At 62.6% G+C, this 22,110-nt stretch carries 23 protein-coding genes; 14 read left to right on the top strand and 9 right to left on the bottom strand.

The window, feature by feature from the left end; genetic code table 11:
- Positions 1 to 57 precede the first annotated feature (57 nt).
- Together AV059_RS10655 and AV059_RS10650 are read left to right on the top strand one after the other, a co-directional pair.
- The gene (locus AV059_RS10655) at positions 58 to 1,536 is read left to right on the top strand and encodes an NAD(P)/FAD-dependent oxidoreductase (protein ID WP_058994388.1); all 1,479 of its coding nucleotides are present in this window, start codon (positions 58 to 60) and stop codon (positions 1,534 to 1,536) included.
- Between the two features lie 114 nt (positions 1,537 to 1,650).
- The gene (locus AV059_RS10650; protein WP_004591112.1) at positions 1,651 to 2,301 is read left to right on the top strand and encodes a hypothetical protein; all 651 of its coding nucleotides are present in this window, start codon (positions 1,651 to 1,653) and stop codon (positions 2,299 to 2,301) included.
- Positions 2,302 to 2,328: 27 nt separating this feature from the next.
- Here the strand turns inward: AV059_RS10650 and AV059_RS22390 are convergent, their stop codons facing one another.
- A complete protein-coding gene (locus AV059_RS22390) occupies positions 2,329 to 2,487 on the bottom strand; it encodes a hypothetical protein (RefSeq protein WP_195156650.1) in 159 nt (52 codons plus the stop codon).
- 169 nt (positions 2,488 to 2,656) lie between these two features.
- Here AV059_RS22390 and AV059_RS10645 point away from each other — a divergent pair, with 169 nt between their 5' ends.
- From AV059_RS10645 to AV059_RS10635, 3 genes are read left to right on the top strand one after another with little or no spacing between them, the layout of a single operon-like run.
- A complete protein-coding gene (locus AV059_RS10645) occupies positions 2,657 to 3,487 on the top strand; it encodes a hypothetical protein (protein ID WP_058994387.1) in 831 nt (276 codons plus the stop codon).
- 52 nt (positions 3,488 to 3,539) lie between these two features.
- The gene (locus AV059_RS10640; protein WP_058997561.1) at positions 3,540 to 3,971 is read left to right on the top strand and encodes a CopD family protein; all 432 of its coding nucleotides are present in this window, start codon (positions 3,540 to 3,542) and stop codon (positions 3,969 to 3,971) included.
- On the top strand, positions 3,964 to 4,548 hold the full coding sequence (locus AV059_RS10635) for a hypothetical protein (protein ID WP_058994386.1): 585 nt from the start codon (positions 3,964 to 3,966) through the stop codon (positions 4,546 to 4,548). Before AV059_RS10640 ends, AV059_RS10635 begins: the two co-directional genes overlap by 8 nt.
- On the opposite strand, the gene AV059_RS10630 is transcribed toward AV059_RS10635, so the two are convergent.
- From AV059_RS10630 to AV059_RS10620, 3 genes are all read right to left on the bottom strand, one after another.
- Positions 4,526 to 5,272, bottom strand: coding sequence for a methyltransferase domain-containing protein (locus AV059_RS10630; protein ID WP_058994385.1), 747 nt, complete (start codon positions 5,270 to 5,272; stop codon positions 4,526 to 4,528). The two genes, AV059_RS10635 and AV059_RS10630, sit on opposite strands and share 23 nt — an antisense overlap.
- Before the next feature lie 93 nt (positions 5,273 to 5,365).
- Positions 5,366 to 6,199 (bottom strand): deoxyribonuclease IV, encoded by an 834-nt coding sequence (locus tag AV059_RS10625; protein WP_058994384.1) that lies wholly within the window; start codon positions 6,197 to 6,199, stop codon positions 5,366 to 5,368.
- A gap of 40 nt (positions 6,200 to 6,239) precedes the next feature.
- Positions 6,240 to 6,557 (bottom strand): hypothetical protein, encoded by a 318-nt coding sequence (locus AV059_RS10620; RefSeq protein ID WP_058994383.1) that lies wholly within the window; start codon positions 6,555 to 6,557, stop codon positions 6,240 to 6,242.
- 211 nt (positions 6,558 to 6,768) lie between these two features.
- Here AV059_RS10620 and AV059_RS10615 point away from each other — a divergent pair, with 211 nt between their 5' ends.
- On the top strand, positions 6,769 to 7,518 hold the full coding sequence (locus tag AV059_RS10615; RefSeq protein WP_058994382.1) for a helix-turn-helix domain-containing protein: 750 nt from the start codon (positions 6,769 to 6,771) through the stop codon (positions 7,516 to 7,518).
- A 75-nt stretch (positions 7,519 to 7,593) separates the two neighbouring features.
- Here AV059_RS10615 and AV059_RS10610 read toward each other — a convergent pair whose 3' ends face one another.
- From AV059_RS10610 to AV059_RS10600, 3 genes are all read right to left on the bottom strand, one after another.
- Complete coding sequence (locus tag AV059_RS10610; protein ID WP_058994381.1) at positions 7,594 to 8,388, bottom strand: biotin/lipoate A/B protein ligase family protein; 795 nt, start codon at positions 8,386 to 8,388, stop codon at positions 7,594 to 7,596.
- Positions 8,389 to 8,666: 278 nt separating this feature from the next.
- The gene (locus AV059_RS10605) at positions 8,667 to 9,143 is read right to left on the bottom strand and encodes a cupin domain-containing protein (protein ID WP_058994380.1); all 477 of its coding nucleotides are present in this window, start codon (positions 9,141 to 9,143) and stop codon (positions 8,667 to 8,669) included.
- 133 nt (positions 9,144 to 9,276) lie between these two features.
- Positions 9,277 to 9,954, bottom strand: a complete 678-nt coding sequence (locus tag AV059_RS10600) for a helix-turn-helix domain-containing protein (RefSeq protein ID WP_058994379.1) — start codon at positions 9,952 to 9,954, stop codon at positions 9,277 to 9,279.
- A gap of 88 nt (positions 9,955 to 10,042) precedes the next feature.
- Here AV059_RS10600 and AV059_RS10595 point away from each other — a divergent pair, with 88 nt between their 5' ends.
- From AV059_RS10595 to AV059_RS10580, 4 genes are all read left to right on the top strand, one after another.
- Positions 10,043 to 11,680 (top strand): NADH-quinone oxidoreductase subunit D, encoded by a 1,638-nt coding sequence (locus tag AV059_RS10595; protein WP_058994378.1) that lies wholly within the window; start codon positions 10,043 to 10,045, stop codon positions 11,678 to 11,680.
- Positions 11,681 to 11,744: 64 nt separating this feature from the next.
- Positions 11,745 to 12,269: a peptide-methionine (S)-S-oxide reductase MsrA gene (gene msrA, locus AV059_RS10590; RefSeq protein WP_058994377.1), complete on the top strand. Its 525-nt coding sequence runs from the start codon at positions 11,745 to 11,747 to the stop codon at positions 12,267 to 12,269.
- Complete coding sequence (locus AV059_RS10585) at positions 12,266 to 12,685, top strand: thioesterase family protein (RefSeq protein ID WP_058994376.1); 420 nt, start codon at positions 12,266 to 12,268, stop codon at positions 12,683 to 12,685. Before msrA ends, AV059_RS10585 begins: the two co-directional genes overlap by 4 nt.
- A gap of 102 nt (positions 12,686 to 12,787) precedes the next feature.
- Entirely contained in the window at positions 12,788 to 13,975 is a 1,188-nt protein-coding gene (locus tag AV059_RS10580) for an AI-2E family transporter (protein WP_058994375.1), read from the top strand.
- A gap of 4 nt (positions 13,976 to 13,979) precedes the next feature.
- Here AV059_RS10580 and AV059_RS10575 read toward each other — a convergent pair whose 3' ends face one another.
- The gene (locus AV059_RS10575; protein WP_058994374.1) at positions 13,980 to 15,212 is read right to left on the bottom strand and encodes a DolP-mannose mannosyltransferase; all 1,233 of its coding nucleotides are present in this window, start codon (positions 15,210 to 15,212) and stop codon (positions 13,980 to 13,982) included.
- An 833-nt stretch (positions 15,213 to 16,045) separates the two neighbouring features.
- On the opposite strand from AV059_RS10575, the gene AV059_RS10570 reads away from it, so the two are divergent.
- The 3 genes from AV059_RS10570 (at position 16,046) to AV059_RS10565 (ending at position 18,065) form a co-directional block, all read left to right on the top strand.
- Complete coding sequence (locus AV059_RS10570; protein ID WP_058994373.1) at positions 16,046 to 16,954, top strand: serine/threonine-protein kinase RIO2; 909 nt, start codon at positions 16,046 to 16,048, stop codon at positions 16,952 to 16,954.
- Positions 16,955 to 17,496: 542 nt separating this feature from the next.
- Positions 17,497 to 17,646, top strand: a complete 150-nt coding sequence (locus AV059_RS22065; RefSeq protein ID WP_154021026.1) for a hypothetical protein — start codon at positions 17,497 to 17,499, stop codon at positions 17,644 to 17,646.
- On the top strand, positions 17,643 to 18,065 hold the full coding sequence (locus AV059_RS10565) for a metal-dependent transcriptional regulator (protein WP_058994372.1): 423 nt from the start codon (positions 17,643 to 17,645) through the stop codon (positions 18,063 to 18,065). Before AV059_RS22065 ends, AV059_RS10565 begins: the two co-directional genes overlap by 4 nt.
- A 220-nt stretch (positions 18,066 to 18,285) precedes the next feature.
- Here AV059_RS10565 and AV059_RS10560 read toward each other — a convergent pair whose 3' ends face one another.
- Positions 18,286 to 19,947: an aldehyde ferredoxin oxidoreductase family protein gene (locus AV059_RS10560; protein WP_058994371.1), complete on the bottom strand. Its 1,662-nt coding sequence runs from the start codon at positions 19,945 to 19,947 to the stop codon at positions 18,286 to 18,288.
- Positions 19,948 to 20,158: 211 nt separating this feature from the next.
- Between AV059_RS10560 and AV059_RS10555 the strand changes: the two genes are divergently transcribed.
- Positions 20,159 to 22,108 (top strand): ABC transporter substrate-binding protein, encoded by a 1,950-nt coding sequence (locus tag AV059_RS10555; protein WP_058994370.1) that lies wholly within the window; start codon positions 20,159 to 20,161, stop codon positions 22,106 to 22,108.
- Positions 22,109 to 22,110 lie beyond the last annotated feature (2 nt).

The raw sequence follows: 22,110 nt of genomic DNA, 5'->3' as shown, positions 1-22,110 counted from the left end.
GCGGACGAGCCACAGCCCTCACCGCGACTATCGAGTATGTGGTACAGGTGCGGAGCCGTGGGAACTGAGTCTGCAGACGTAGCCGTCATCGGAGGCGGTGTCGCCGGCATGAGCACGGCCGCACGATTGCAGGCGGATGGCTACTCGACGGTCGTCCTCGAACAGCACCACAGCGTCGGTGGCTGTGCGGGCTACTACGAACGAGCGGGGTTCCGGTTCGATGTCGGTGCGACGACACTCGTGGATTTCGTCCCGGAGGGTGTCGGCGGCCAGCTGTTGTCGGCTGTCGGCTTCGAGCCTCCAGCGATGGCGATACAGGACGCCTACGACGTCTGGCTGCCGGACCGGACAGTGACGCTGTACCGCGACCAGGCCGACTGGGACGCCGAGCGACGCAGGAAATTCGGCGACGACAAGCGACATCTGGCGTTCTACGACTTCATCGACGACCTCTCGGCGCGGCTCTGGCGACTCACCAGAACAGATGTCAAGATGCCTATACAGAGCGTCGGCGATCTCGTTCGGAACGCCAGTGCGGTCGGTTTCCGGGATCTTCCGCTGATCAGATACCTCCGCTGGACGATGGCCGACGCGATGCGCGCCCACGACGTGTACGACGACCGACCGCTCCGAGCAGTCGTCTCGATGCTCGTCGAGGATACAGTCCATGCTACGCTCGACGACGCGCCGCTGTTGAACGCGGTTCTCGGGATGACGATCCGTCGGACAGGGCTGGGCCGAGCGACCGGCGGGATGTACGGCTTCTGGCAGTCCTTCGTCGACCAGTACATGGACATCGGCGGACGAGTCGAGACGGGCCGCACTGTCAGGTCGGTCACCGGAACCGGCGGCAACTTCCGTATCGACTCGGCGGCTGGGCCGGTCCACGCGGACCAGGTCGTCAGCACTGTCCCAGTCCCCGTTACCAGAAGCCTCGCACCAACCGTTGTCGGCGACAGACTCGACGAATACTGTGCGATGTTGCAAGCCCACGAAGGAAGCGCGCTCGTACTATTTCTCGGCGTCCCGGCAGCCGAGGTCGACGGCCGCGAGCGGACGCACCACCAGATTCTGCGGGCCTACGACGAACCGCTCGGCAACGGGAACAATATGTTCGTCTCCGTCTCCGCACCGGGCGACGACGTGAGCGCACCGGCAGGCCACCGGGCAGTCATGCTGTCCACCCACTGCGCTGTCGAGCCGTGGCAAGGCCTTGACGAGGCGACCTACGAGGAGGAGAAGGCCGCCGCTCGCGAGCAACTACTTGCGGGCGGCCGGACCGTCTATCCCGACCTCGGGACCGATCCGGTCGTCTCCGAGATGGCGACGCCGGTCACGTACGAGCAGTTCACGAACAGACCCCGCGGGGCTGTCGGGGGATACAGGCAGACGCCGGCAAACGCGAATCAGGGAGCCGTGCCACAGGACGTGGGCGTCGAGGGGTTCTACCTCGCCGGCGACACTACATGGCCGGGGCTTGGCACCGTCGCCTGTGTCAAAGGGAGCGAAATCGCGGCCGACCACGTCCGGAGCTGACCACCACAGTGAGGCATAGATGTGCTACTACGGCGTGGTGCGGGTGACGGGCGACGCGCAGCGTGACGGGCACGGAGAGTCAGCGTTTAGGCCGCGCACGTAGTAGGGCAGGCAATGAGTCTGGACCGTCCGGAGGCAGTCGAGCGGGTCGAAGAAATCGTCGCCACGGTCGAAGACGAGACGATGCCGGTCCCGGTCCGGGAGGTGTGGGTGTACGGCGACGTGGCGCTCGGGCTGGACCCGGTCGAGCGGCTGGACGTGTACGTCACCAAGGACATCCTGTTCAAGGACGCGCCGGAGCGTGCCGAGGAGTTCCAGCGCAGTCACGGCGTCGACGGCGTCGGCAAGACCGTCCGGGCCGCGTGGGCCGACGAACATCCCGAGTACATCCGCGCGAACGCCAACGGACACGCCGCCCCCGAGAAGTGTCTCGCCGCTCACCTCCTGAACGACGACGAACCGGTCCATTTGGAAGTGTGCAACGCCTCCTTCGAGGACAACGTTACCCAGCGGCTCAAGGGCGCAAAGATGCGAAACGACTACGAGCAGATTCTGGACCCGCGCGGGGCCTGCCTGTGGCTCGACGGCGAACGGTCGCCCGACGCGTTCCAGAAGCTCCGTGACAACGAGTTCGTCTTCCCGACGTTGACCCAGTCGCTGTCGATGCTCGGGATGGACGAGACGGAGGCCGGCGACGCTGCCGACGCGGTCAAAGAGTACCGGGCACAGCAGGAGGGAGCGACGGTTCGGGGCGACGTAGTGTAGAGGACCGCAGCCGACTCTGGCAGGTCATCACTGCAACCACGGTGCGTCGACTGTCGAGAACCGGTGTCCGCAGGCGGGACATTCGACGAGCTGCGAGCCGTGCTCGCCGTCGTCAACGGCAGCGAACCGACGGCTCCAGGTCACGTGGCGGCACTCCGGACAGCGGCGGACGAGCGGTGGTATCATGGGGAGACGCGAGTCGGCACGTGTCGTTCGTAGCCGTTCGCCCCGCAAGGGTCTATCGGCGGGCGACATCGCCTCGCGGGGCCGCCGGGCGCGAACACAGTCCATGACAACTACAACGCGATTTTGAGCGAACAGAAGGGATACACCCACACCACGGGAAGGGAATCGTATGAAACGGACGCGACGAGCGACCATAGGACTGATCGGGAGCATGGCCATCGGTTCCCTGAGTGGGTGTCTCGAATCGGGCGAGAACAGCGGCAGCGGCGGCGGCGCGGAAAGACGCACGGATTCGTCGCCGGCACCAGATACCGATACTGAGACGCCAACGGACGACAAAAGTACGGAGACAGCTACCGACGACGATGAAAGCACGGAAACGCCCACCGAGGAAACGCCGACTGACGCGCTAGACGGGCTACCGGACAGTCTGGACAGAGTCGACACGCCGCCATACGAGGTCGAAGATATCGAGTGCAACGTCGACGACTCCGGCGAGGGCGGCCGCGACCCGCTGTATCTCTGCGCGAATATGCCAGCCGAGCCATCGCTGTCGTTCGAGCAGGCGTCGACCCGAGGGACGCTGTTTGCCGAAGAAGGACTGGCGCGCGCCCCGGACGACAGCGGCGACCAGTTCTATGCGACACTGCTGACGGAGGCCGAGGACATCGAACGGTTCGAGAACGACAGCGGTGACGCGTACAGCCTCGCTGCCGACACTGACTTCAAGAGCCACGCCGTCCTGGTCGTCCAGACCGGCTGGGGATCGGGGTCGATACTGCCCCACCTGAAACGCATCGAGGAGACGGCGGACGGCATCCACGCGTTCGGCTGTTACACGCAGCCCTGTGTCACCACCAGTGATTTCACTGCTCGGTCGACAGTCGTCAGGTTCGAGCGACCGGACGCCCTCGACAGCGGCGTCGTCAGCCTGACCGTCGACCCATCGACGCGGTACAACGTGGCGACGGGCGAGGGCGTGGTAACAATCGACCGGTAGGACACCCCGCCGTTCTATGGGACCGCGCCGAGTACCGCCGACCATGGGAGCCCTGACATCCCTCGCCATACGAACCCTCCACGTCCTCGCGATGGCGGCCCTCGTCGGCGGCACGACCGTGCTCTGGTACAGCTATCGGAGCGGCGCTATCGCCGCACTCGCGCCCGCGCGACAGTTCGAGTGGCTATTCTGGGGCGGGGTCGGCGTGCTCGTATTCACCGGCGTCGGAAACCTCGGTGCGCTCGGACCGCCAGGCCCTGGAACCGACTGGGGACGAACCCTGCTGGTGAAACTCGTCGTCGTCGTCGCCCTCGTCGGAGGGTCGGTCGTCCGTACGCTTTTGCTCGTTCGGGCCAGTGACCGCGAGGACACGTTCGACGACCTGCCCCCGGCCCTTCGGCGAACGCTTTCGCGGGCCTACGGCGCGACAGCGGCCGTCCTCCTGAGCATCGTCGTCCTCGCGGAGGTCCTCGCACATGGCTGAGGACCAGCGTGCGGGGGAACACATGGCGGAAGGAGCGACCGATGGTGAGCCAGCACACGGGGCGGAACGGGCTGACGCGCGACCGGTGTCACTCGTGACGTGGACGCTCGCCACGTTCGACACTACCGTGTTCGTCCTGCTCGGCGTCCTCACCGCCCACGCGAGCGGCGACCTCGCCGACCTGCTCGCCGGGCTGAACACCCTCGTCGGCGTGGCCGTCTTCTGCTATCTCTGGGCGCTGTTCGTCTTGGCCGTTCGGTGGGTCCACAACCGGGTGGCACTCGACTCGGCCGGAGTCAGTACGCTTGCCCTCCACGGTGCCGCTGCCGGGAGTGTCGCGGGCGTCGTGTTCCTGCTGGGACTGCTTGCGGTAGTGCTCGTCCCGACGCTCCAGAGCGGCGGGGTCCGCCTCCAGTCGGTACTGTTGGTCCTTCTCATCGGGGCCGGTGTGGCCGCTGTCGTCGGCGGCGTCGTCGGCCTGCTCGCCAGTCTTCTGGACATCGCCGTCTATGGACTGGCGGGCTATCTGCTCCCCGAAGCCGGGACTGAGCGGGTCACGGAAGCTCGCCCACGGTGACGAAGAACGGCACCGTCTCGCGGCGCTCGTAGGCTTCGTCTTGCATCTGCTCGATCACGTCACGGCCCATCGACCGCCAGCGCTCCCGGAGTGCGTCGTACTCGGCGGGTGTCGCCTCGCCGTTGAGAATCGTCTCGCGGTCGTGGGCCAGCCCAGTTCCCGTTGCTTTCCGACGGGCCGCCTGTATCGCCACGTCGTCGTAGGGCGGCTCGATGCGCTGCTCCTGGTCGTACTGTGTCGTCGAAACGACGGTCAGCCCCGCATCGCTGAACACGTCGGCGGCGTCGCTTCCGAGAGTCACGTCCGTCCGCACGCCATCGAGAAAGAGCCGGCGAGCGCGGCGGGCCAGCATCGGCTCTGCGTCGACGGTCGATTCAACAGTGACAGCGGCGTTGTTCGGCTCGATGGCGGCCACCCGGTCAGTAGCGACGCGGGCGAACTCACGAACCGCGACCTCGGGGTCAGGAAGATTGATGAGCAGCGCCTGGCACACCACCAGGTCAAAACTGTCGTCATCGAAGGGGAGTCGCGTCGCGTCCCCGCAAACGGTCGGGTCGCCGGCGGCGGCCAGCAGGTCCGTATCGGCGTCAAGGCCGACAACCGTGCCGTCGGTCTCCTCGCGGAGGACGCGGGTCAGTTCGCCGGTCCCACACCCCACGTCGAGGACGCGCTCGCACTCGCCCAACTGCAGGTCTGAGAGCGCCTCGCGGGAGTCGGCCCACATCCCCCTGCGGGTGGTTTCGAGGTAATCGGCGGAAAACCTGCGCACAGTTCCTCACAGTCGAGTCGCCCTCAAAAGTATCGCGGTCGAAAGGCCCTATTCGCCGCGGAGTTCTTTAACGCGCTCAACGTTCCAAGCGAAGCTCTTACCGTCCTCGGTCGGCGTCTCAAGCACCAGCGGCACGTCGCGGATGGCGTCGTGGTTGACGAACGCGCGCATGCCGTCCTCACCGATGTGGCCCTCGCCGATGTGGGCGTGTTCGTCCTTGTTCGTCCCGCACTCGTGTTTGGAGTCGTTGAGGTGAACGCAGGCGAGATCCTCGACGCCGACAACCTCGTCGAACTCCGCGAGCGTCTTGTCGACGGCCTCGGGTGTCGAGAGGTCGTAGCCCGCGGCAAACATATGGGCCGTGTCGAGACAGAACTCGATATCCTGGTCCGTGCGTTCTCGGACCGTCGCCAGATGCTCGAACTGGCCGCCGAGTTTCGTCCCGCTGCCGGCGTCGGACTCGACCAGCACCGTGACGCCCTCGGGGATGTCGAGATCGTCCAGCACGCTGGCGGCGTTGTCGAGGCCACCGTCGACGCCCGCGCCGGTGTGGGCGCCGAGGTGGACGTTGACGTACTCGATGCCCAGCTTCGCGGCGGCGTCGACCTCCTTCTGCATTGAGTCCAGTGACTTCTCGCGGAGGTCGTCTTTGGGCGTACAAAGGTTGACAAGGTACGACGAGTGGATGACCCACGGGCCGACGCCGTGGTCGGCTGCGAGGTCGCGGAACTGCTCGGCCTCGTCGTCGTCGATGTTCGGGTCCTGCCAGACCTGCGGCGAGTGCGAGAAGATCTGCCCGCAGTTGCCGCTGTACTCGACCTGTTCCTCGACAGCATTGTAGACGCCGCCGGCGATAGAGGTGTGTGCCCCGACTCGTACCATGCACACCGGTCGGTGATGGCCGACAAAAGAGGTTCCGGAGTCAGAGCCACTCGCGGGCGGGCGGAATAACGCCGAGACTCGACGTAACGAGGTAAGCGCCAAAGAGGATGAAAACGGCGGAGACGAGCAACGAAATCAGTGTCACATCTGCAAGCAGTGCGGACGCGCCGGTAGCAATCAGGATGATTCCGATGCCGACCAGCATGAGCGTTCCGAGCGCGCCGAGCACCGCGTCCTCGGCTGCGACACGGACAATCGCGTACAGTTCTTCCTCGGAAAGCGCTGCGACGGTGCCGTCGGTTGCCGGAGGGTCGGTGGAGGTGTCGACAGGGTCGTCATCAGCGGGGGACGAGACCATGCCATCGCTTGGCCGGGGTGTCACAAAACGGTGACGTAGGTCTGTTGTCACGACCGTCGGACAGTCCACTCCCATAGCCCCGTCATTGCAGACGTGCGGTCCGCAGTGGCGCGACTGTATAGCCTTATCAATAGCCAACTAAGCAGAGTGAAAGGAGTTCGATGGACCAGTAACCGACTTATAGCAACACGCCTACTTTAGTAATAGCCAGATGACCGAATCACAGGCCGCGGTCGCGGACACACGCGAGTTCGAGTTCGTCTTGCAGTTCGACGCAGGGGCTGATAGCCTGATGGACGTGTTTCGGCAACACGAGAGTCTCTCTGTGTGGTCCTCGGCCATCTTCGTCGGTGACGACCATATGTGGCGACTCGACCACGCGAAAGGGACGCCCGAGGCTCTGGATACGTTCGACGAGGTCTTTCTGGACGAAGACCGCTGTAACGAGTGTTTCGACGTCGTGAGCTGTGAGACGACGCGGACGTACCACGTGCTGGACCGCGGGGAGACGTCACGGACAGTGTACACGCTACGTCGTGAACTCAGCGGCTGTCAGTCGCTGCCGAGTTTCCTGCACCGGCACGTCAGCGAAGGCACTATCTTCGAATCCCGACGAACTGGCGACGAGTACCGCTGGCGCGTTCTCTATCCGGGGTCCAACCCCATCGGCGAGGTGTACGACAAAATCGAATCGAGCCTCCGCGATGGCGTCACGCTCTCAGTGTCTCACATCACCAGTGCCGGAAACTGGAAGGCGACCGAACGGGTCGCGGCGAACTTCTCTCCCCAGCAGTGGCGGGTGCTGAAGGCCGCCGTGACCCACGGCTACTACGAGCGGCCGCGGGAAGTCTCAGTCAAGGATCTCGCATCGATACTGGACGAACCCCGGTCGACCGTGCAGTATCAGCTCCGGACTGCCGAGGACCGCATCGTCTCGCAGTTTGTCGAGGAAACACTCTGAATGCCGATATTTCAGGGTAGTACGCGGCTCGTTGCGACCCGGCACGCCCGTCATCGCAGGATCGTGCCGCCAGCGTCAGGGCGACCGTCGAATCCACTCGTCTGCGTCGTATTTCTCTTTCGCGTGCTCGCGTGCGCGTGCAAGCTCGTCGTCCGTCCACGATCCCGCCGACGCGTCGACCCACTCGGCCAATGTCGAGCGGAGCGTCTCGACAGCCTCGGTGCGGTCGATATCGGTGTATTCGTCTATCGCCCCGACGCGTTCGGCGAACCGCTCCGAGTCAGGGTCAGCGGTGAAACAGCCACAGTGGCGGTCGGGACGCAGCGAGACGGATAGAGAGCCGTGCTGGATGACGGCGTCTTTCTGGCGGTACTGCGCGTTCCCGCTGAGTTTTCGGCCATCGGGACCGACGATATCGTGGGCCGGGTGGAGTTGCCGCAGGTAACAGGCCGGCTGATGGACCGCCGACCGCTCGTCGTCAGCAAACGACGCGTCGACGCCCATGCGCTCGAACGCTTCGAGCACCGGCTCACAGAACTGCTCGTAACACTCCATCAGATCACCCGGCACGGCGTCAGCCGGCGCGATGATGCCATAGGAGATATCAGCCACGCTGTCATGGTAGATTGCGCCGCCGCCGGTGGGTCGTCGCGTTACCCCGATACCTTCGCGTTCACACGCCTCCCAGTCGATCGTGTCTGGGTCCTGTCCGTAGCCCAGCGACAGCGTATCGGGCCAGGTGTACACCCGCACCGTTGCCGGACCGCCCGCGGCGACGGTTTCGGCAGCGGCCGCTTCCAGTGCCATCGTCATCGGTCCGGGTCGTGTTTCCTCGCCGATGACGCGCCAATCCAGGTCGGCCAGTGACATACCCGGGCTTCGTGACGCGATGCGATATGAATTGCGGGCTAGTAACGATTGAGAGAGGTAGTGTGGTCGAAATTGGTTCAGAGAACCAGAAAGCCCCCTCGCGGACGACTCGTCTGATTCCGTGCGCTCCTCGCTTCGCTGCGGTGCTACTGTCGCCAGACTCGTCCTCCGCTCGGCCCCTTTCAGTCCACCCACAGCCGGTTGGACAAGAAATACTGGGCGGGACTGAAAGGGGCGACCGGCTGAAGCTGTAGTTCCACAAAAAACTGAAGCGACTGCTAGCCCTGAACGTTTCCGCACTCAGTACAGGTCAGTTCGAACCGGCCGTCGGCGAGGGCGACGCTCTGGGTGGTTTCCGTGTCGCACTCCGGACAGTGCACTCTCGATTCGATGGCGTCCCAGTCGTGGGTCGCGCCGGGCGCGCCAAAGGCCCAGCCGATAACGCGCTCGTCGCCGGAGTTGTACCCCTCCTGAAACTCGCCGGGCTCGAAGCGAATCAGTTCGCCGCCCGAAACGTCGACTTCCTCGCGGTCGAGGCCGACCTCGAAGGTGGTCTGTCCCTGTTCGATGTAGAACACCTCCTCCTGGTCGTGGTGGCGGTGGAGGCTCCCCGAGAAGGAGTCGCCGGGTTCGAGTTCGAAGTAGTTCGCCGCAAAATGCTCGGTCCCCAGTTTCCGGGAGACGGGCTTGCGGATGTCGTGTACCTGCATCGGATTCCGTTCGACCGGTACGTCGTCGATAGTTACTGTGTCCATGGTCAGTGTTGTCCTGAGTCGGGCCACGCTGGCCCCGTGATGTGTTCGCAATCCAGCATTAGAGGACACTGTTCCGGAGTTTATAGTTTTTCGGGACGATACAGTCGCTCTGGGAGTTCACGGGCAAAGCGGACTACGCCGTCGATGCGGGACGCTGTTCGAGTATGTCAGCCATCACACGGGCCTCGGCTTTCCGGAGGTGTTCGGCGGCAGTTCCGGGTGCACAGCCGAGTTCGTCGGCAACATCGTCAACGCCCCCTTCGCGAGTGTCGCCGTAGTACCCACAGTCGACGGCGGCGGCGACGGCCTCGAACTGCCGGTCGGTGAGCGCCGCGCCGGTGTCGAGCCGCCGGCTGTCGTACTCCCCCACCTCCCGCACGTCGACAGAGATACCGTCTGGCACCGTCTCGACTGCCTGCTGGACCGTCCCGCCTGGACCGACCAGCGTGAGCCCGACAGTGCCATCGGTGTGGTATGCGACCGGTGAGACGATGACCAGACCGGCCCGCGTGAGAGCGTTGACGAGGTCGTGACCGGTCGCCGACGGCGAATCCTGTACGTAGAGGTAGAACGTCTCGTCGGGACACGTCGAGATGGCGTACTCCCGGACAGTGTCGGCCTGTTCCAGCGCCGCTCGGTAGGGCTCCGGCGGGAAGCCGTCGACGTGAAACAGCAGCGTCTGGAGGTCGGTGCCCACGTCGTTGCCCCGAAGGAGATAGCTCGCCTCGTAGCCGTCGTGCTCGACGACGAACTGGTGCATCGGGTGGCGGACCTCGGAGGCCATCCACAGCGAGAGCGTGACGTACTTCATACCGGACTGTTCCGAGAGGTATTTAAAATAACCTCGGGCATGAGGGGATAGTCCGAGGCACTCGGCCGCCGAACACACGACCACAGAGATGGCCCAAACAGTCCACCGCACCGACGATGTCCATCCGCTGATCGAGCCGATTGCCGACCACGTCCTCTCCACCGAACGCCACGAGAACGCCCCGGCCGCCGTCATCCGTGCCGACGAGGTACAGACCGTCCTCTCGACGCTGAAAGAGAATGCCGGTCTGGACCACTGCGCCTGCGTCACGGCACAGGAGTACGACGACCGGTTCGAGACGATCTATCATCTGCGGCGCTACGACGACCCGACACAGGAACTCTCGGTCGTCGTCCCGACACCCCGAGAATCACCGACCAGCGAGTCCGCCGCGCCCGTGTATCCGACGGCGGCGTGGCACGAGCGGGAGGCCTACGACCTCATCGGCATCGAGTACGAGGACCACCCCGACCTCCGGCGGATTCTCCTGCCCGAGACCTGGCAGGGCCACCCGCTGAGCCGGGACTACAATCAGGACCAGCCACAAATCGTCTCCTTCCGCGAACACGAGCGCCTGCTTGAGGACCACCGTGCGGGACCGGAGACGATGCACATCAACATGGGGCCACACCACCCCTCGACACACGGCGTCCTCCACCTGAACGTCCAACTCGACGGCGAACAGGTGGCGGCCGTCGACCCCGACATCGGCTACATCCATCGCTGTGAGGAACAGATGTGTCAGCAGGGTACCTACCGCCACCAGATAATGCCGTACCCGGACCGCTGGGACTGGGGCGGGGCCGGCCTGCTGAACGAGTGGGCCTACGCCCGCGTGGCCGAGGATCTCGCCGACATCGAAGTGCCAGCGTACGCGCAGGTCATCCGGACAATGGGCGGCGAACTCTCACGCATCCTCTCACATATGCTCGCGGTCGCGACCTACGCGCTGGACGTGGTCGGGGAGTTCACTGCCACCTTCCAGTGGGGGGTCCGGGACCGCGAACTCGTTCAGGACATCCTCGAAGACCTGACCGGCCAGCGGCTGATGTTCAACTACCTGCGGCTGGGTGGGGTCGCCTGGGACTTGCCCGAACCTCGCGAGGCGTTCTTCGAGAAGATCCGTGCGTTCCTCGACGATCTGCCCCACAAGCTCACAGAGTACCACGATATGCTCACCAGCAACGAAATCCTCCAGCTCCGGACAGTTGACACGGGCCACCTCTCGGCTGAAACCGCGAAGGCGTACGGCTGTACCGGTCCGGTCGCCCGAGCGTCCGGCGTCGACTACGACCTCCGTCGGGACGACCCCTACGGCTACTACGACGAACTCGACTGGTCGGTCGTCACCGAACAGGGCGGCGACAACTTCTCTCGCCTGCTCGTGCGCCTGCGCGAAGTGGAGGAGTCCGCGAAGATCATCGGTCAATGCGTCGACCTGCTGGAGGACTGGCCCGAGGACGACCGCGAGATACAGGCGAACGTCCCCCGCACGCTCCGGCCCGACCCTGACACAGAAATCTACCGCGCCGTCGAGGCCGCGAAGGGCGAACTCGGTATCTACATCCGTTCTGACGGGACGGAGACACCGGCCCGGTTCAAGATCCGTGGCCCCTCCTTCTCACACGTGCAGGCGCTGTCTGAGATGGCTCGCGGTGAATATATCCCCGACCTCGTGGCGACAATCGGCAGCCTGGACACCATCATGGGGGAGGTTGACCGGTAGACCGACACCCATCTGCGACGGACATAGCCAGTGAGTTTTGTACGCCGGGCACGTACGACCGATGATGACTGAACAAGCGACATTCGCGGGCGGTTGCTTCTGGTGTACGGAATCGGTGTTCAAGCAGATCGACGGGGTGACCGATGTGGTTTCGGGCTATGCTGGCGGCCACGTTGCCGACCCCAGCTACGAGGCGGTCTGCCGCGAGGAAACGGGCCATGCCGAGTGCGTACAACTCACCTACGACCCCGAGGAGGTGAGCTACGAGGACCTGCTCGCGATCCACTTCACGACGCATACCCCGACGACGAAAGACCGGGAAGGCAACGATGTTGGCACGCAGTATCGCTCGGCTGTGTTCTACCACAACGAGGCCCAGCGCGAAACCGTCGAAACCCTCATCGAGGAAATAGAGCCGGGCTACGACAGCGACATCGTCACCGAAGTCGAGCCACTGGAGACGTTCTATCCCGCGGAAAAGTACCATCAAGACTACTTCGAGAAGAATCCGGACCAGAGTTACTGTCAGTTAACCATCCCGCCGAAAATCGAGAAGCTCAAAGAGAAACACGCGGAACTGCTGGCATGAGCTTCGAGTACACGACAGAAGTCGAGGTCCGGTACACGGACATCGACACGTACGGCCACGTCAACAACGCGACGTATGCGACCTACTTCGAAGAGGCTCGCATCGACTACCTGCACGACGTGGTCGACTGTGGCGAAGCGCTGCTCTCGGGCAGCGAGTCGGGCACCGGGATGGTCATCGCGAACCTCGAAGTCGATTACATCCAGCCTGTCCAGATCAGTGACTCAGTCGCCGTTGCCGTCCGGGTTCCACGTCTTGGCGAGAAGAGTTTCCCCTTCGAGTACGAGGTCCGGACCGAGGACGGTGTGGCTGCGACCGGGGAAACGACTGTCGTCACGTACGATCGTGACACGGAATCCTCGCGTCCGATCCCCGAAGACTGGCGGGAGGCGATCACGCAGTTCGAAGGGCTGTAGCCAGCCGATAGCGTGACGTCACCCATTTTCTACCGCCCACGCTAGAAATCATCGGGCCGACCGGTGGTTTTATTTTTTATCAAGATGTTGTACTGAAAACATATGGAATACAGTACCGAACTCGGACGGCGCGTCCTCCTTGCCACCGCGGGCGTAGCGCTGTTCCTCGTGGTCGGGTTCGTCCTGTCCCAGTTCCTTCCGACGCTCGTGTTTACCATCTTTCTGTACTATGCCAGCCGACCGATTTATCGGCGGCTCGGGTGGCTCCCGCTGCCCGAGTCGTTCATGGGTCGGGCCGTCCCCTACCAGAAGCAGATCCATGCGGCGGCCACGATTTTCTTCTTCCTGCTACCGTTCGTGCTTCTGGTCAGCTACACGATCATGCTTATTGTTCCCGAGTTACAGTCGTTCTTCGGCGAAGGTGGCCTGGGCGCAGCGTACTTGTCGCAGTTCCAAGACCTCCAAGGCGGTGGTTCGCTGCCGGGGCCGCTCGCCGATCTCGGGTTCTCAGACGTACTGGCAATGGGACCGGATGAGGTGATCGACCTGTTGCGAAACGCGACAGTCCAATCGTGGCTGGGACGCGTCTCCGATACGCTCATCGGCTCTCTGAGTATGCTGACGGCGCTGCTGCTGCGTGTGTTCATTATGTTCGCCGGAACGTACTACCTGCTTACCGACGGACCACGGCTCGTCGGCTGGTTCCTTGACACCTTCGATGGGTCGGGTGTCCTTCGCAACTACGCGGCGGCGGTCGACGAGGAACTATCCTCGATTCTCTTCGGGAATATCTTGAACGCACTGGTGACGGGCGTTATCGGGATTTTCGTGTTCTCGCTGTACAATCTGGTCGCTCCCGGCTCAGTGCAGATTCCGTTTGCACCACTTGTTGGCGCACTCACCGGCATCGGCAGTCTCGTTCCTGTTGTCGGAATGAAAATCGTCTACCTGCCCGTCGCTGCACTGCTTGCGGTCTCCGCGGTCGTCACGGGAGAGACGGCGGCCCTGGCCTGGGTCGTCCTCTTTCTCGCAGTCACGCTGGTCGTCGTCGACGCCATCCCGGATTTCCTGATTCGACCGTACGTCAGCGGTGATCTGACCCACATCGGCCTGCTGATGTTCGCGTACATTCTCGGCCCCATCGCGTTTGGCTTCTACGGCATCTTCCTGGGTCCGATCCTGCTGGTGCTCGCCGCTCAGTTCTTCCGGATTATCGTCCCCTACATCATCACGGGTTCGGTCGAAACGACACAGACCTCGCTCTCCGACTACGACTCCGCGGAGTCGTAACTGGCTACCCGTTCCCGAGTCGGGCGCTGGCGGTCCCCAAGTCGAGACAACGACTGTCTACCGACGAGTCGATTCGGTTGAGCCACCGCAACTCCATCACCGAGAGTCGGTAGTGACACGTCGATGGCTCGATCTGTTGCCAGTAGATGTACCGGACGTCGGGTACTGGTTCGGCCTTGTCATAGGCCGCTGGGAGGTCGTGGGTTTCGAGGTCCGACATCGGCACCGGTCCCGGTGTCTCGACGGGTGTGAAGATAACGCCGACACTACCGAGAAAGGCGACGTTCACGACGAGGACCAGTGCAAGAGCGCCGCCGAGATACGTCGTCTGATGCCGGTCGCGAAGCACCGTCGCGATCACTCCGACACCGATGGCGACGAACACAAGGCCCGGAATGAGGTCGGTGTAACCACCAGTCTCGAAATCGACGAACAGTATCAGAAACGCGAACCACGCTGCGCCGACCGGAATCCACCATGCGCTGCGCCCGACAACGCCGTCATGGCCAGTGAAACAGCATCGAGCGGCGTGAACGAGACCGAGTCCACCGAGCAAGACGAACGGTGACGCCCACTTGAAGTGGACGACACCGGCGACAAGTCGAGCGAGCAACGACGCGTGTTCCTCCGTCTGTAATGGGACGAGAAAGACCTGAACGACCATCTCCGAGGCCGAATGCCAGAGGAGAAACACCGGCAGTAACATGACGACGGCAAAACCGAGGCCGCCGGCAACGACACGCTCAAGCTCCCGCATGTCGCGCCGCTGGACTGCGAGACCGACCACAATCAGCGGGAAGATGACCCCGGCCTGCCAGTATCCCACGCTGGCTGCCGCAGCGACACCGCTCAGTGCCGGGTAGCCACGAATGTACAGATATATCGCCAGTAACCCACAGAGAACAAGGAGATATTTCGCTTTGAACCCATACGCCGGCCGGACGGCAAACCCCGGCAACAGGAACATCGAGAAGCCAGCCAGCGGCGCAACGATATCATCGCCGGTGACGTCGTAGACGAGTATCACAACGAGTCCGACGATCGCACACAATGCACCACTCATCAGCACCACGCTGAGAAGATGGAGACGGTACATATCGCCGCCGGATAGCAATGCAAGTACCCCGGTCGTCTCGTAGGATAGCGGCAACTTCGGTTCCCAGGCGTCGACGTACAATCGACCGCCGCGTGTCAAATACCAGCCAAGATGCTCAAAGATCCCAGCGTCGGGTGCCATGGGCGGTCGAGGAGAACTGAGTGTGATTGTCAGGAAAAAATACAACTGTGTGCCGACGGCGAACAACACTGGAAACGCGAGTCGTCTATCGTGGGGATGGAGGGCAAGCGAGCGAAGCAGATCTCTAAGTTGGTCTTTGTTTCGTCTGCTCACACAGAGTGTTTGTGTTCAGGTGACCAAAAGTAGAGACTAATTTAGAACATATGAAGGAGCTGAAGGCATCCGTCGTTCGCATTACATATACAGCTACCGAGGTTAGGATTGTATTTGCAGTCTGATGTGTTACTCGCGATGCCTTCCAGACACGGTTCATATAACGAGGACTGCAACCGTTCAGAGCCCGCATTCACGGAGTACTCAGTCGTGGTTTGAGCTACAGAAACGGTAGTACAGCAGTGATATCCGACCAATAATACTGCTATGGGAACATGTACTGATGTGGGTTAAAGTATTCCCTACCCGGCAGGACATTGTCTCAGACACTGTTGCGGCCGCGAAACACGAAGCCAAGTCCGTATCGGAGTGGGTTAATACTGGACTGGGATATCCAGCATGAGGGAACCTGCGCCTCTTACGAGCGCGCTATCTTTTGGTCCACTCAACACGGCGACGCTGAACTGTGCTTGAAACGGTACTCGGTACGGCGGCCGTATAAGATCGGCACCGGATATCCCACAGAACAGCTCCGCTTGCCCGGTACTGATCGGCACATCGATAGTCCGATTGCAGGCCGAACAGCAACGAGGCGGGATTTAGTATAGCGATAAATAATTTATCAAGGCCATTCGCCGAACGCGTCGGCCTTTTACCAGTTGGCCCAGTAGAGGACCCTAATGGTCCAGAACGTGGCTTCAGTGATGGCGGAGCTGGAACCCGAGGACTTCCATCTGCTCTCTGGCGTCGAACAGGGGATGCGGTTCTCGGAGTACGTCGCCCGCGAGAAATTGACCGAGTTCTCCCGGCTGACGACGGAAGATGTCGACTACCGACTCGACCGGTGTGCGGACCGGGGGCTGGTCGAGCGCAAGACCATCCAGTACGAGGGGTTCAAACTCACTTTCGAGGGGTACGATACGCTTGCGCTGCATACCTTTGCCGAGCGCGACACTATCGAAGGAGTTGGGTCGCCGCTGGGTGTCGGCAAGGAGAGCGACGTGTACGAGGCTCAGTCGTACAAACCGGTAGCGCTGAAATACCACCGCGAAGGGTACACCAATTTCCGCGAAGTGATGAAAGAACGGGAGTACACTGCCGATCGCGACCACGTCTCCTGGCTCTACACCGCCCGGAAGGCCGCCGAGCGGGAGTACGATGCCCTCGAAACGCTGTATCCGGACGTGGCAGTTCCACAGCCCATCGATACGAACCGCCATGCGATTGTCATGGAAAAGATAGATGGCGTCGAACTCTCCCGAACGAAACTCGAAACGGAACAGGTACTGCCGATTCTGGATCTCGTGCTCGAGGAGATGCAGACGGCCTATCGTGAGGGGTACGTCCACGCAGACATGAGCGAGTACAACGTCTTCGTCACGAACGAGGGCGTCGTCGTCTTCGACTGGCCCCAGGCCGTCCCGACCGACCACGAAAACGCCCGGGAACTGCTAACTCGCGATGTCGAGAACATCGTGAGTTACTTCGAGCGAAAATACCCACAGGAGATCAGCGACGTGGACAGAGACGCGGTCGCCGAGCGGCTGGCGACCGACGCGTTCGATTCTATTACCGAATTTACTGAGTAGCGGCGTTTTAGCCGCGAATTACCTTCTTCTGGCTGTTCACAGACGACTCGGAGCTGGGCCCATCGCGAGGTCGATAAATCATATAGTGCGATATCAAATCGACCAAACCGTACTGACCGGGTCGATTCGAAACAGCGGTGACAGAGGCAGTTGTGTTCCCGGTAACGGGGCCGAGTGCCACGCGACGGATCGCTTTGCCGGACTGTGGATTCGACTGTCCCGTTTGCCGACTTCGTAGACTGGATTAGGTAGCCCTAAAACCGCAGACGTTTTATATTATTAGGCGGGCCTAAAATATATGGCAGACGACGGTACTGTGTGCAGGGCACAAACGGGGAAAGACCCCCGGAGGGATCGATGGCGAACGGTTTCGTATCGTCGAGGACTACATCGGCACCTTCCGCATGGTGGCGGTGTGCACCGTGGGCCATCTCCCGAGGTCCCAACGGCGAGCAGTTGCTCGACCGCCCGTGCTCTGTCGACACTATCGGGGGGCGTCTGCCTGATGAGTGGCGACAGCGGGATATCGGGGGGGCCGGACGATGGATAAACGCCCGCAACGGTCGCGCGCTCGACTGTGGGCTTGGGCCTACGCGGTGGTCTTTGGGACCGATGAGCGGTCGACAGGGGAATCGACGGCCGGTACGCCCGCAGCAAGCGGCGGGGACGGGACGGATTCGGCGGAGCGATGAGAACGGCACCGGAGTATCTGCTGGCGATCTACATCGCACAGCATCGGGACGACCCGCCGGTCGCACCGGGAGAGTTGGGGGAGATGCTCGATCGGTCTCCAGCGGCGGTGACGGAGATGTGTCAGCGACTCGCCGAAGACGGTCTCGTCTCCTACGAACCCTACGATGGGGTGACGCTAACTGAATCAGGACGTCAGGAAGCCGCGGAGCTACACGAGGCGTACGTGACCGTCTCGTGGTTCTTCCGGGGGGTGCTAGATCTCGACGACCACGAGACGGAGGCGATGGAACTGGCCGGTCTGGTCAGTCCGATGGTCGCCGAGCGACTGGCGGCCACACTCCCCTGTGACGCCGGGACGGAAGGTACACGGGGAGTTGCCGACTCGAATTCGGCGACTTCCGATGGAGACACTGCGTGAGAGAGCGTATCGGTCAAGGTACGAGGATTACAGCCCGCCGTTCTGAGCGCCCGTTCGTATCCGGATCGCAACTGTCGGCATTGTCCCGGTACTGACCGGGACTCGGTTTTATTCACACCGGACAGCATTCGCCGTCGAGGAGAGGGCAGTGGACCGTCCGGGCCGCTGTCAGTGTGTGGACGGAGCCATGTAGCTCTCGGAGAGGATTCCGGGGCGAGAATCAGACCGGTACTGTACTCTCGGGGACCGTGCCGTCGTCGGCCCAGCCGCGCGCGTCGTAGTATTCGTCGAGCGCTGCCTCGAACGACGGGAGTTCGTAGGGGAGCGCGTCGTCCGCCCGGTCGAAGCCGCGCTGGTTGTTGAAGTGGCGTTCGAGCGTCACGGTGCGAGCGCCAACGGCCATCAGGGCCTCGAAGTCGGCATCGAAGAGCTGTTCGTAGCGCTCGGGCGTCATGAAGTCCCGCGAGAACTTGCAGACGACGCCGCTGTCGTTCAGCGCCATTAGGTTCTCCCGCTCGACCAGCACGTCGGCTTTCCCGAGTGTCCCCTCCGGAGCAACCGCCTGATCGTCGGGGACGAGCGGGTACTCGACGGAGTAAAACGTCGCGTACATGTGGTCAGCGCCGCGGTTGGCGACGGCGTAGGAGAGCCCCTGCCCGTGAAGGACACGGCCCTCGTGAGCCGCGAAGTCCATCCCCTTGACCGTCCAGTTCTCGACGTCGAGGTCGTCGTGACAGCGGTCGATGCCTTCCGCCAGCGTGTCGCCGATACCGTCGCGGTGGGCGATTTTCTCGACAGTCTCGTGAATCAACTCGGTATCGCCAAACGCGTCCTCGCTGGCGAGATACGCAGCGACAGTGTTGCCGGCGGAGATGGCGTCCATCCCAAGGCGGTCACAGAGTTCGTTGGACTGCATCACGTCCACGATGTCGTCGACGCCGGAATTCGAGCCGAAGGCCATCGCCACCTCGAACTCGGGGCCTTCGGTCTCGACGCCGCGCTCCGTGTCCCGCGTCGGGAGCTTGCAGGCGAAGGCGCACGCAGAGCAGGTCCCCTTCTTGTACTTCTTCGATTCGACGGCGTCGCCGTTGATTCCCTCTACGCCCGCGAAGGACTGCTCGGAGAAGTAGTAGGACGGGAGCCCGTCGACCTCGTTTGCCAGGTCCATCACCGAGACGGTTCCCTGCCGTTTCATGATGTGGTCCGCTGTTGCGGCCTCACGGTGGACATCCATCTGCATCGCCGGAATCTCGATATCCGGTGAGGAGTCGCCCGCGAACGTGAGTACCTTGACGTTTTTCGCGCCCATGACCGCGCCGAGGCCGCCGCGGCCGAACGCCCGCTCCCCGCTCGTCATGATGGACGCGAACCGAACCCGGTTCTCGCCGGCCGGGCCGATAACAGCCGTCTGGTCGGCCTCGATACCGTGTTCGGCGTCAAAGTACTCCAGCGTCTCGGGAACGGTCGCGCCGGCGAGGTCGGGGACGGCCTCGAACTCGACGCCGTCGTCCCGCACGTGGACCATAACGAGTTCGTCGCTCTCGCCGGAGAGTTCGACAGCGCTGTACCCGGTATCGGCGAAGTTCCTGGACATGAACCCGCCAGCGTTCGAGGAGAGCAGCCCGTCAGTCAGCGGCGAGACGCCGGTGCAGTTCATCCGGCCGGTGAAGCTCATCTGGGCGGCCTGCATCGGCCCCGTCGAGAACACCAGTCGGTTCTCCGATCCGAGCGGGTCAACGTCGAACGGAATCCGCTCGTGGGCGAGCCGTGTCCCGACGCCGCGACCACCGAGGTACTGTTCGAGGACGCCGTCGATCTCCTCCGTGTTGGTCTCACCCGCTGACAGGTCGACTGTCAGCAGCGGCCCCGTTGAGTATATCATGATTGTTCCTTGACTATCCATGATCTTATCGATTGTGCCATGGGCGACTGTTCAACTGAAGCCATTCCCGCCTCCGTCAGGAAGCAATAAGAAACTCATAGACGGTGTAATAGCGTTGTAACGGGGTTTTCTGTCGCAGTTCATGAAATCGTGCTTACACTATAAGTATGTCCAACAATAACACATATCTTACCCTTCGAGGGATGTGTTCATGTCTCAAGATGTAGATGCCAGCGGAACGCCGACAGTATCGCGACGACGGATGCTTCAGACTACGGGTGCCGCCACACTGACCGCACTCGCCGGCTGTAACACCGGTACCAACGACGGAGCCAGTAGCGGAGGCGGCGGTGGGGCCCCCGACCCGGTCCGTGAGCGCGTCGACGTCGATGTCGACGAGATTCAGGAAGGGGGGACCCTCCGGTTCGGCCTCGGTGCCGGAATCGACTCCTTTGACCCGTCCTACAGCACCAGCGCGCCGGCCGGGAACGTTCAGGAGCTCGTCTACGAGCAAATCATCACGCAGGACGCCGCGGGGACCGTCTACCCCTGGCTCGCGAAGTCGTGGGAGCGGGTTGACGTCCAGGAAGTGGAAGACGGTGACTACGAACCGTACATGGTGTCAGCGGACACGGACGACGACGGAAACCTCGTCGCCGACGAGCAGATAATCATCCGGAATACGGACGCCGGCGAAGTTCTGACCGTCAACGAGGCCCCCGACGCCGTCGAAGACGGCACCTACGGGATACAGTACCAGGCCGAACTCCACGAGGGCGTCACCTTCCACAACGGGGAGGAGATGACCGCCGAGAACGTCGCCCGGTCCTACGAGGTACTGGAGAACTCCTCGATTTCGGCCCAGACGTTCGATTCGTTCCTCTACGCCGAGGCGGTCGATGACTACACGGTCAACATCTACGGGCAGAAACCCGACGCCGAGGCCGACAATCAGCTCGTGTCCTACGTCTACCCGATGGAGCACATCGAGGAGTACCCCGACACGGGCGCGGACCCGCGCAACGACCACACCCCAATCGGGACGGGCCCGTTCCAGTTCGAGTCCTACGAGACCGAGGAACGCGCCGAGTTCAGTTCGTTCGACGACTACTGGGTCGACGACCTCGGCCTCGACGCGCTGGAGTGGTGGGACGGCCCGGACGGGTTCCCGACGAGCCCGGTCGTCGACGAAGTCGTGGTCGCCATCGTCCAGGACAACGCGACCCGTGCCGCGGCGCTCAACAACGGCGAAATCGACCTCACGTACGGGCTCAACACCGGCACGTACGGCGAGTACCGGAGTGCCGAGGACTTCCGGCTCAGCGTGACAAACGCCGGCGCGTACAACTTCCTCCAGTACCCCGTCACCCAGTCACCGTGGGGCGACCCGCGCATCCGCCGGGGCGTCAATCAGCTGATTCCCCGTGCCCAGATCGCCGAGAACATCTACAACGGGTATCGGAATCCGGCCTACACGCCGCTGCCTGAAATGGCCGCCAAAGCGGGGACGGTGGACTACGAAGCACTCACCGAGGAACTGCGCCCACAGACCGAGCAGAACACCGAGGCGGCGACCGAACTGCTGCAGGAGGCCGTCGACGACCTCGGCGTCGAGACGCCAATCGAAGCCACAATCGAGACGAACGCGACGGACGACCGCCTGCGCGAGGCCGAACTCATAGCGCAGGTGCTGAGCAACACGGAGTTTTTCGACATCAGCGTCGAGGACTTCGAGTTCACAACATTCATCCAGCGCATCCTCGGCTCCGAGTACTACAAGCAGGGCAACATCGTCCTCATCGGCCTCTCGGGGACGTTCAACCCCGGCAGTTTCTACGACGCCGTCAACTCCATCGACAACTTCGGCCAGTGCTGTAACTTCAACCGGATTGACACACCGGAACTGGACGAAGTCGCGACGGAGGCACGGTTCTCCGTCGAAGCCGTCGAAGACTCACAGTTCCGGGGCGAGCAGTACGACAAGGTGTGGCAGGGACTTATCGAGCAGGCCCCGAACAGCTACACTGTCTTCGGGACGAACGTGACGGCGCTGTCGACGGAGTACGTCGGCTACAACACGTACACGTTCTCCAGCAGCATCCTGCCCTACGGCCTCCACGCCCCAGAAGACCAGCAGGTCGCCTATCTGAACCGGGAGTAATC

It is taken from the genome of Haloarcula sp. CBA1127 (assembly GCF_001485575.1).
GTDB lineage: Archaea > Halobacteriota > Halobacteria > Halobacteriales > Haloarculaceae > Haloarcula.
Note: the sequence above shows the minus strand (reverse complement) of the source record. Positions and strands in the feature narration are given on the sequence as shown.

Coding starts and splice junctions, on each gene's coding strand:
- AV059_RS10650 (WP_004591112.1), top strand. CDS start 1,651: ATGAGTCTGGACCGTCCGGAGGCAGTCGAGCGGGTCGAAGAAATCGTC.
- AV059_RS22390 (WP_195156650.1), bottom strand. CDS start 2,487: ATGATACCACCGCTCGTCCGCCGCTGTCCGGAGTGCCGCCACGTGACC.
- AV059_RS10645 (WP_058994387.1), top strand. CDS start 2,657: ATGAAACGGACGCGACGAGCGACCATAGGACTGATCGGGAGCATGGCC.
- AV059_RS10635 (WP_058994386.1), top strand. CDS start 3,964: ATGGCTGAGGACCAGCGTGCGGGGGAACACATGGCGGAAGGAGCGACC.
- AV059_RS10630 (WP_058994385.1), bottom strand. CDS start 5,272: ATGTGGGCCGACTCCCGCGAGGCGCTCTCAGACCTGCAGTTGGGCGAG.
- AV059_RS10625 (WP_058994384.1), bottom strand. CDS start 6,199: ATGGTACGAGTCGGGGCACACACCTCTATCGCCGGCGGCGTCTACAAT.
- AV059_RS10620 (WP_058994383.1), bottom strand. CDS start 6,557: ATGGTCTCGTCCCCCGCTGATGACGACCCTGTCGACACCTCCACCGAC.
- AV059_RS10615 (WP_058994382.1), top strand. CDS start 6,769: ATGACCGAATCACAGGCCGCGGTCGCGGACACACGCGAGTTCGAGTTC.
- AV059_RS10610 (WP_058994381.1), bottom strand. CDS start 8,388: ATGTCACTGGCCGACCTGGATTGGCGCGTCATCGGCGAGGAAACACGA.
- AV059_RS10605 (WP_058994380.1), bottom strand. CDS start 9,143: ATGGACACAGTAACTATCGACGACGTACCGGTCGAACGGAATCCGATG.
- AV059_RS10600 (WP_058994379.1), bottom strand. CDS start 9,954: ATGAAGTACGTCACGCTCTCGCTGTGGATGGCCTCCGAGGTCCGCCAC.
- AV059_RS10595 (WP_058994378.1), top strand. CDS start 10,043: ATGGCCCAAACAGTCCACCGCACCGACGATGTCCATCCGCTGATCGAG.
- msrA (WP_058994377.1), top strand. CDS start 11,745: ATGACTGAACAAGCGACATTCGCGGGCGGTTGCTTCTGGTGTACGGAA.
- AV059_RS10585 (WP_058994376.1), top strand. CDS start 12,266: ATGAGCTTCGAGTACACGACAGAAGTCGAGGTCCGGTACACGGACATC.
- AV059_RS10580 (WP_058994375.1), top strand. CDS start 12,788: ATGGAATACAGTACCGAACTCGGACGGCGCGTCCTCCTTGCCACCGCG.
- AV059_RS10575 (WP_058994374.1), bottom strand. CDS start 15,212: ATGGCACCCGACGCTGGGATCTTTGAGCATCTTGGCTGGTATTTGACA.
- AV059_RS10570 (WP_058994373.1), top strand. CDS start 16,046: ATGGTCCAGAACGTGGCTTCAGTGATGGCGGAGCTGGAACCCGAGGAC.
- AV059_RS22065 (WP_154021026.1), top strand. CDS start 17,497: ATGGATAAACGCCCGCAACGGTCGCGCGCTCGACTGTGGGCTTGGGCC.
- AV059_RS10565 (WP_058994372.1), top strand. CDS start 17,643: ATGAGAACGGCACCGGAGTATCTGCTGGCGATCTACATCGCACAGCAT.
- AV059_RS10560 (WP_058994371.1), bottom strand. CDS start 19,947: ATGATATACTCAACGGGGCCGCTGCTGACAGTCGACCTGTCAGCGGGT.
- AV059_RS10555 (WP_058994370.1), top strand. CDS start 20,159: ATGTCTCAAGATGTAGATGCCAGCGGAACGCCGACAGTATCGCGACGA.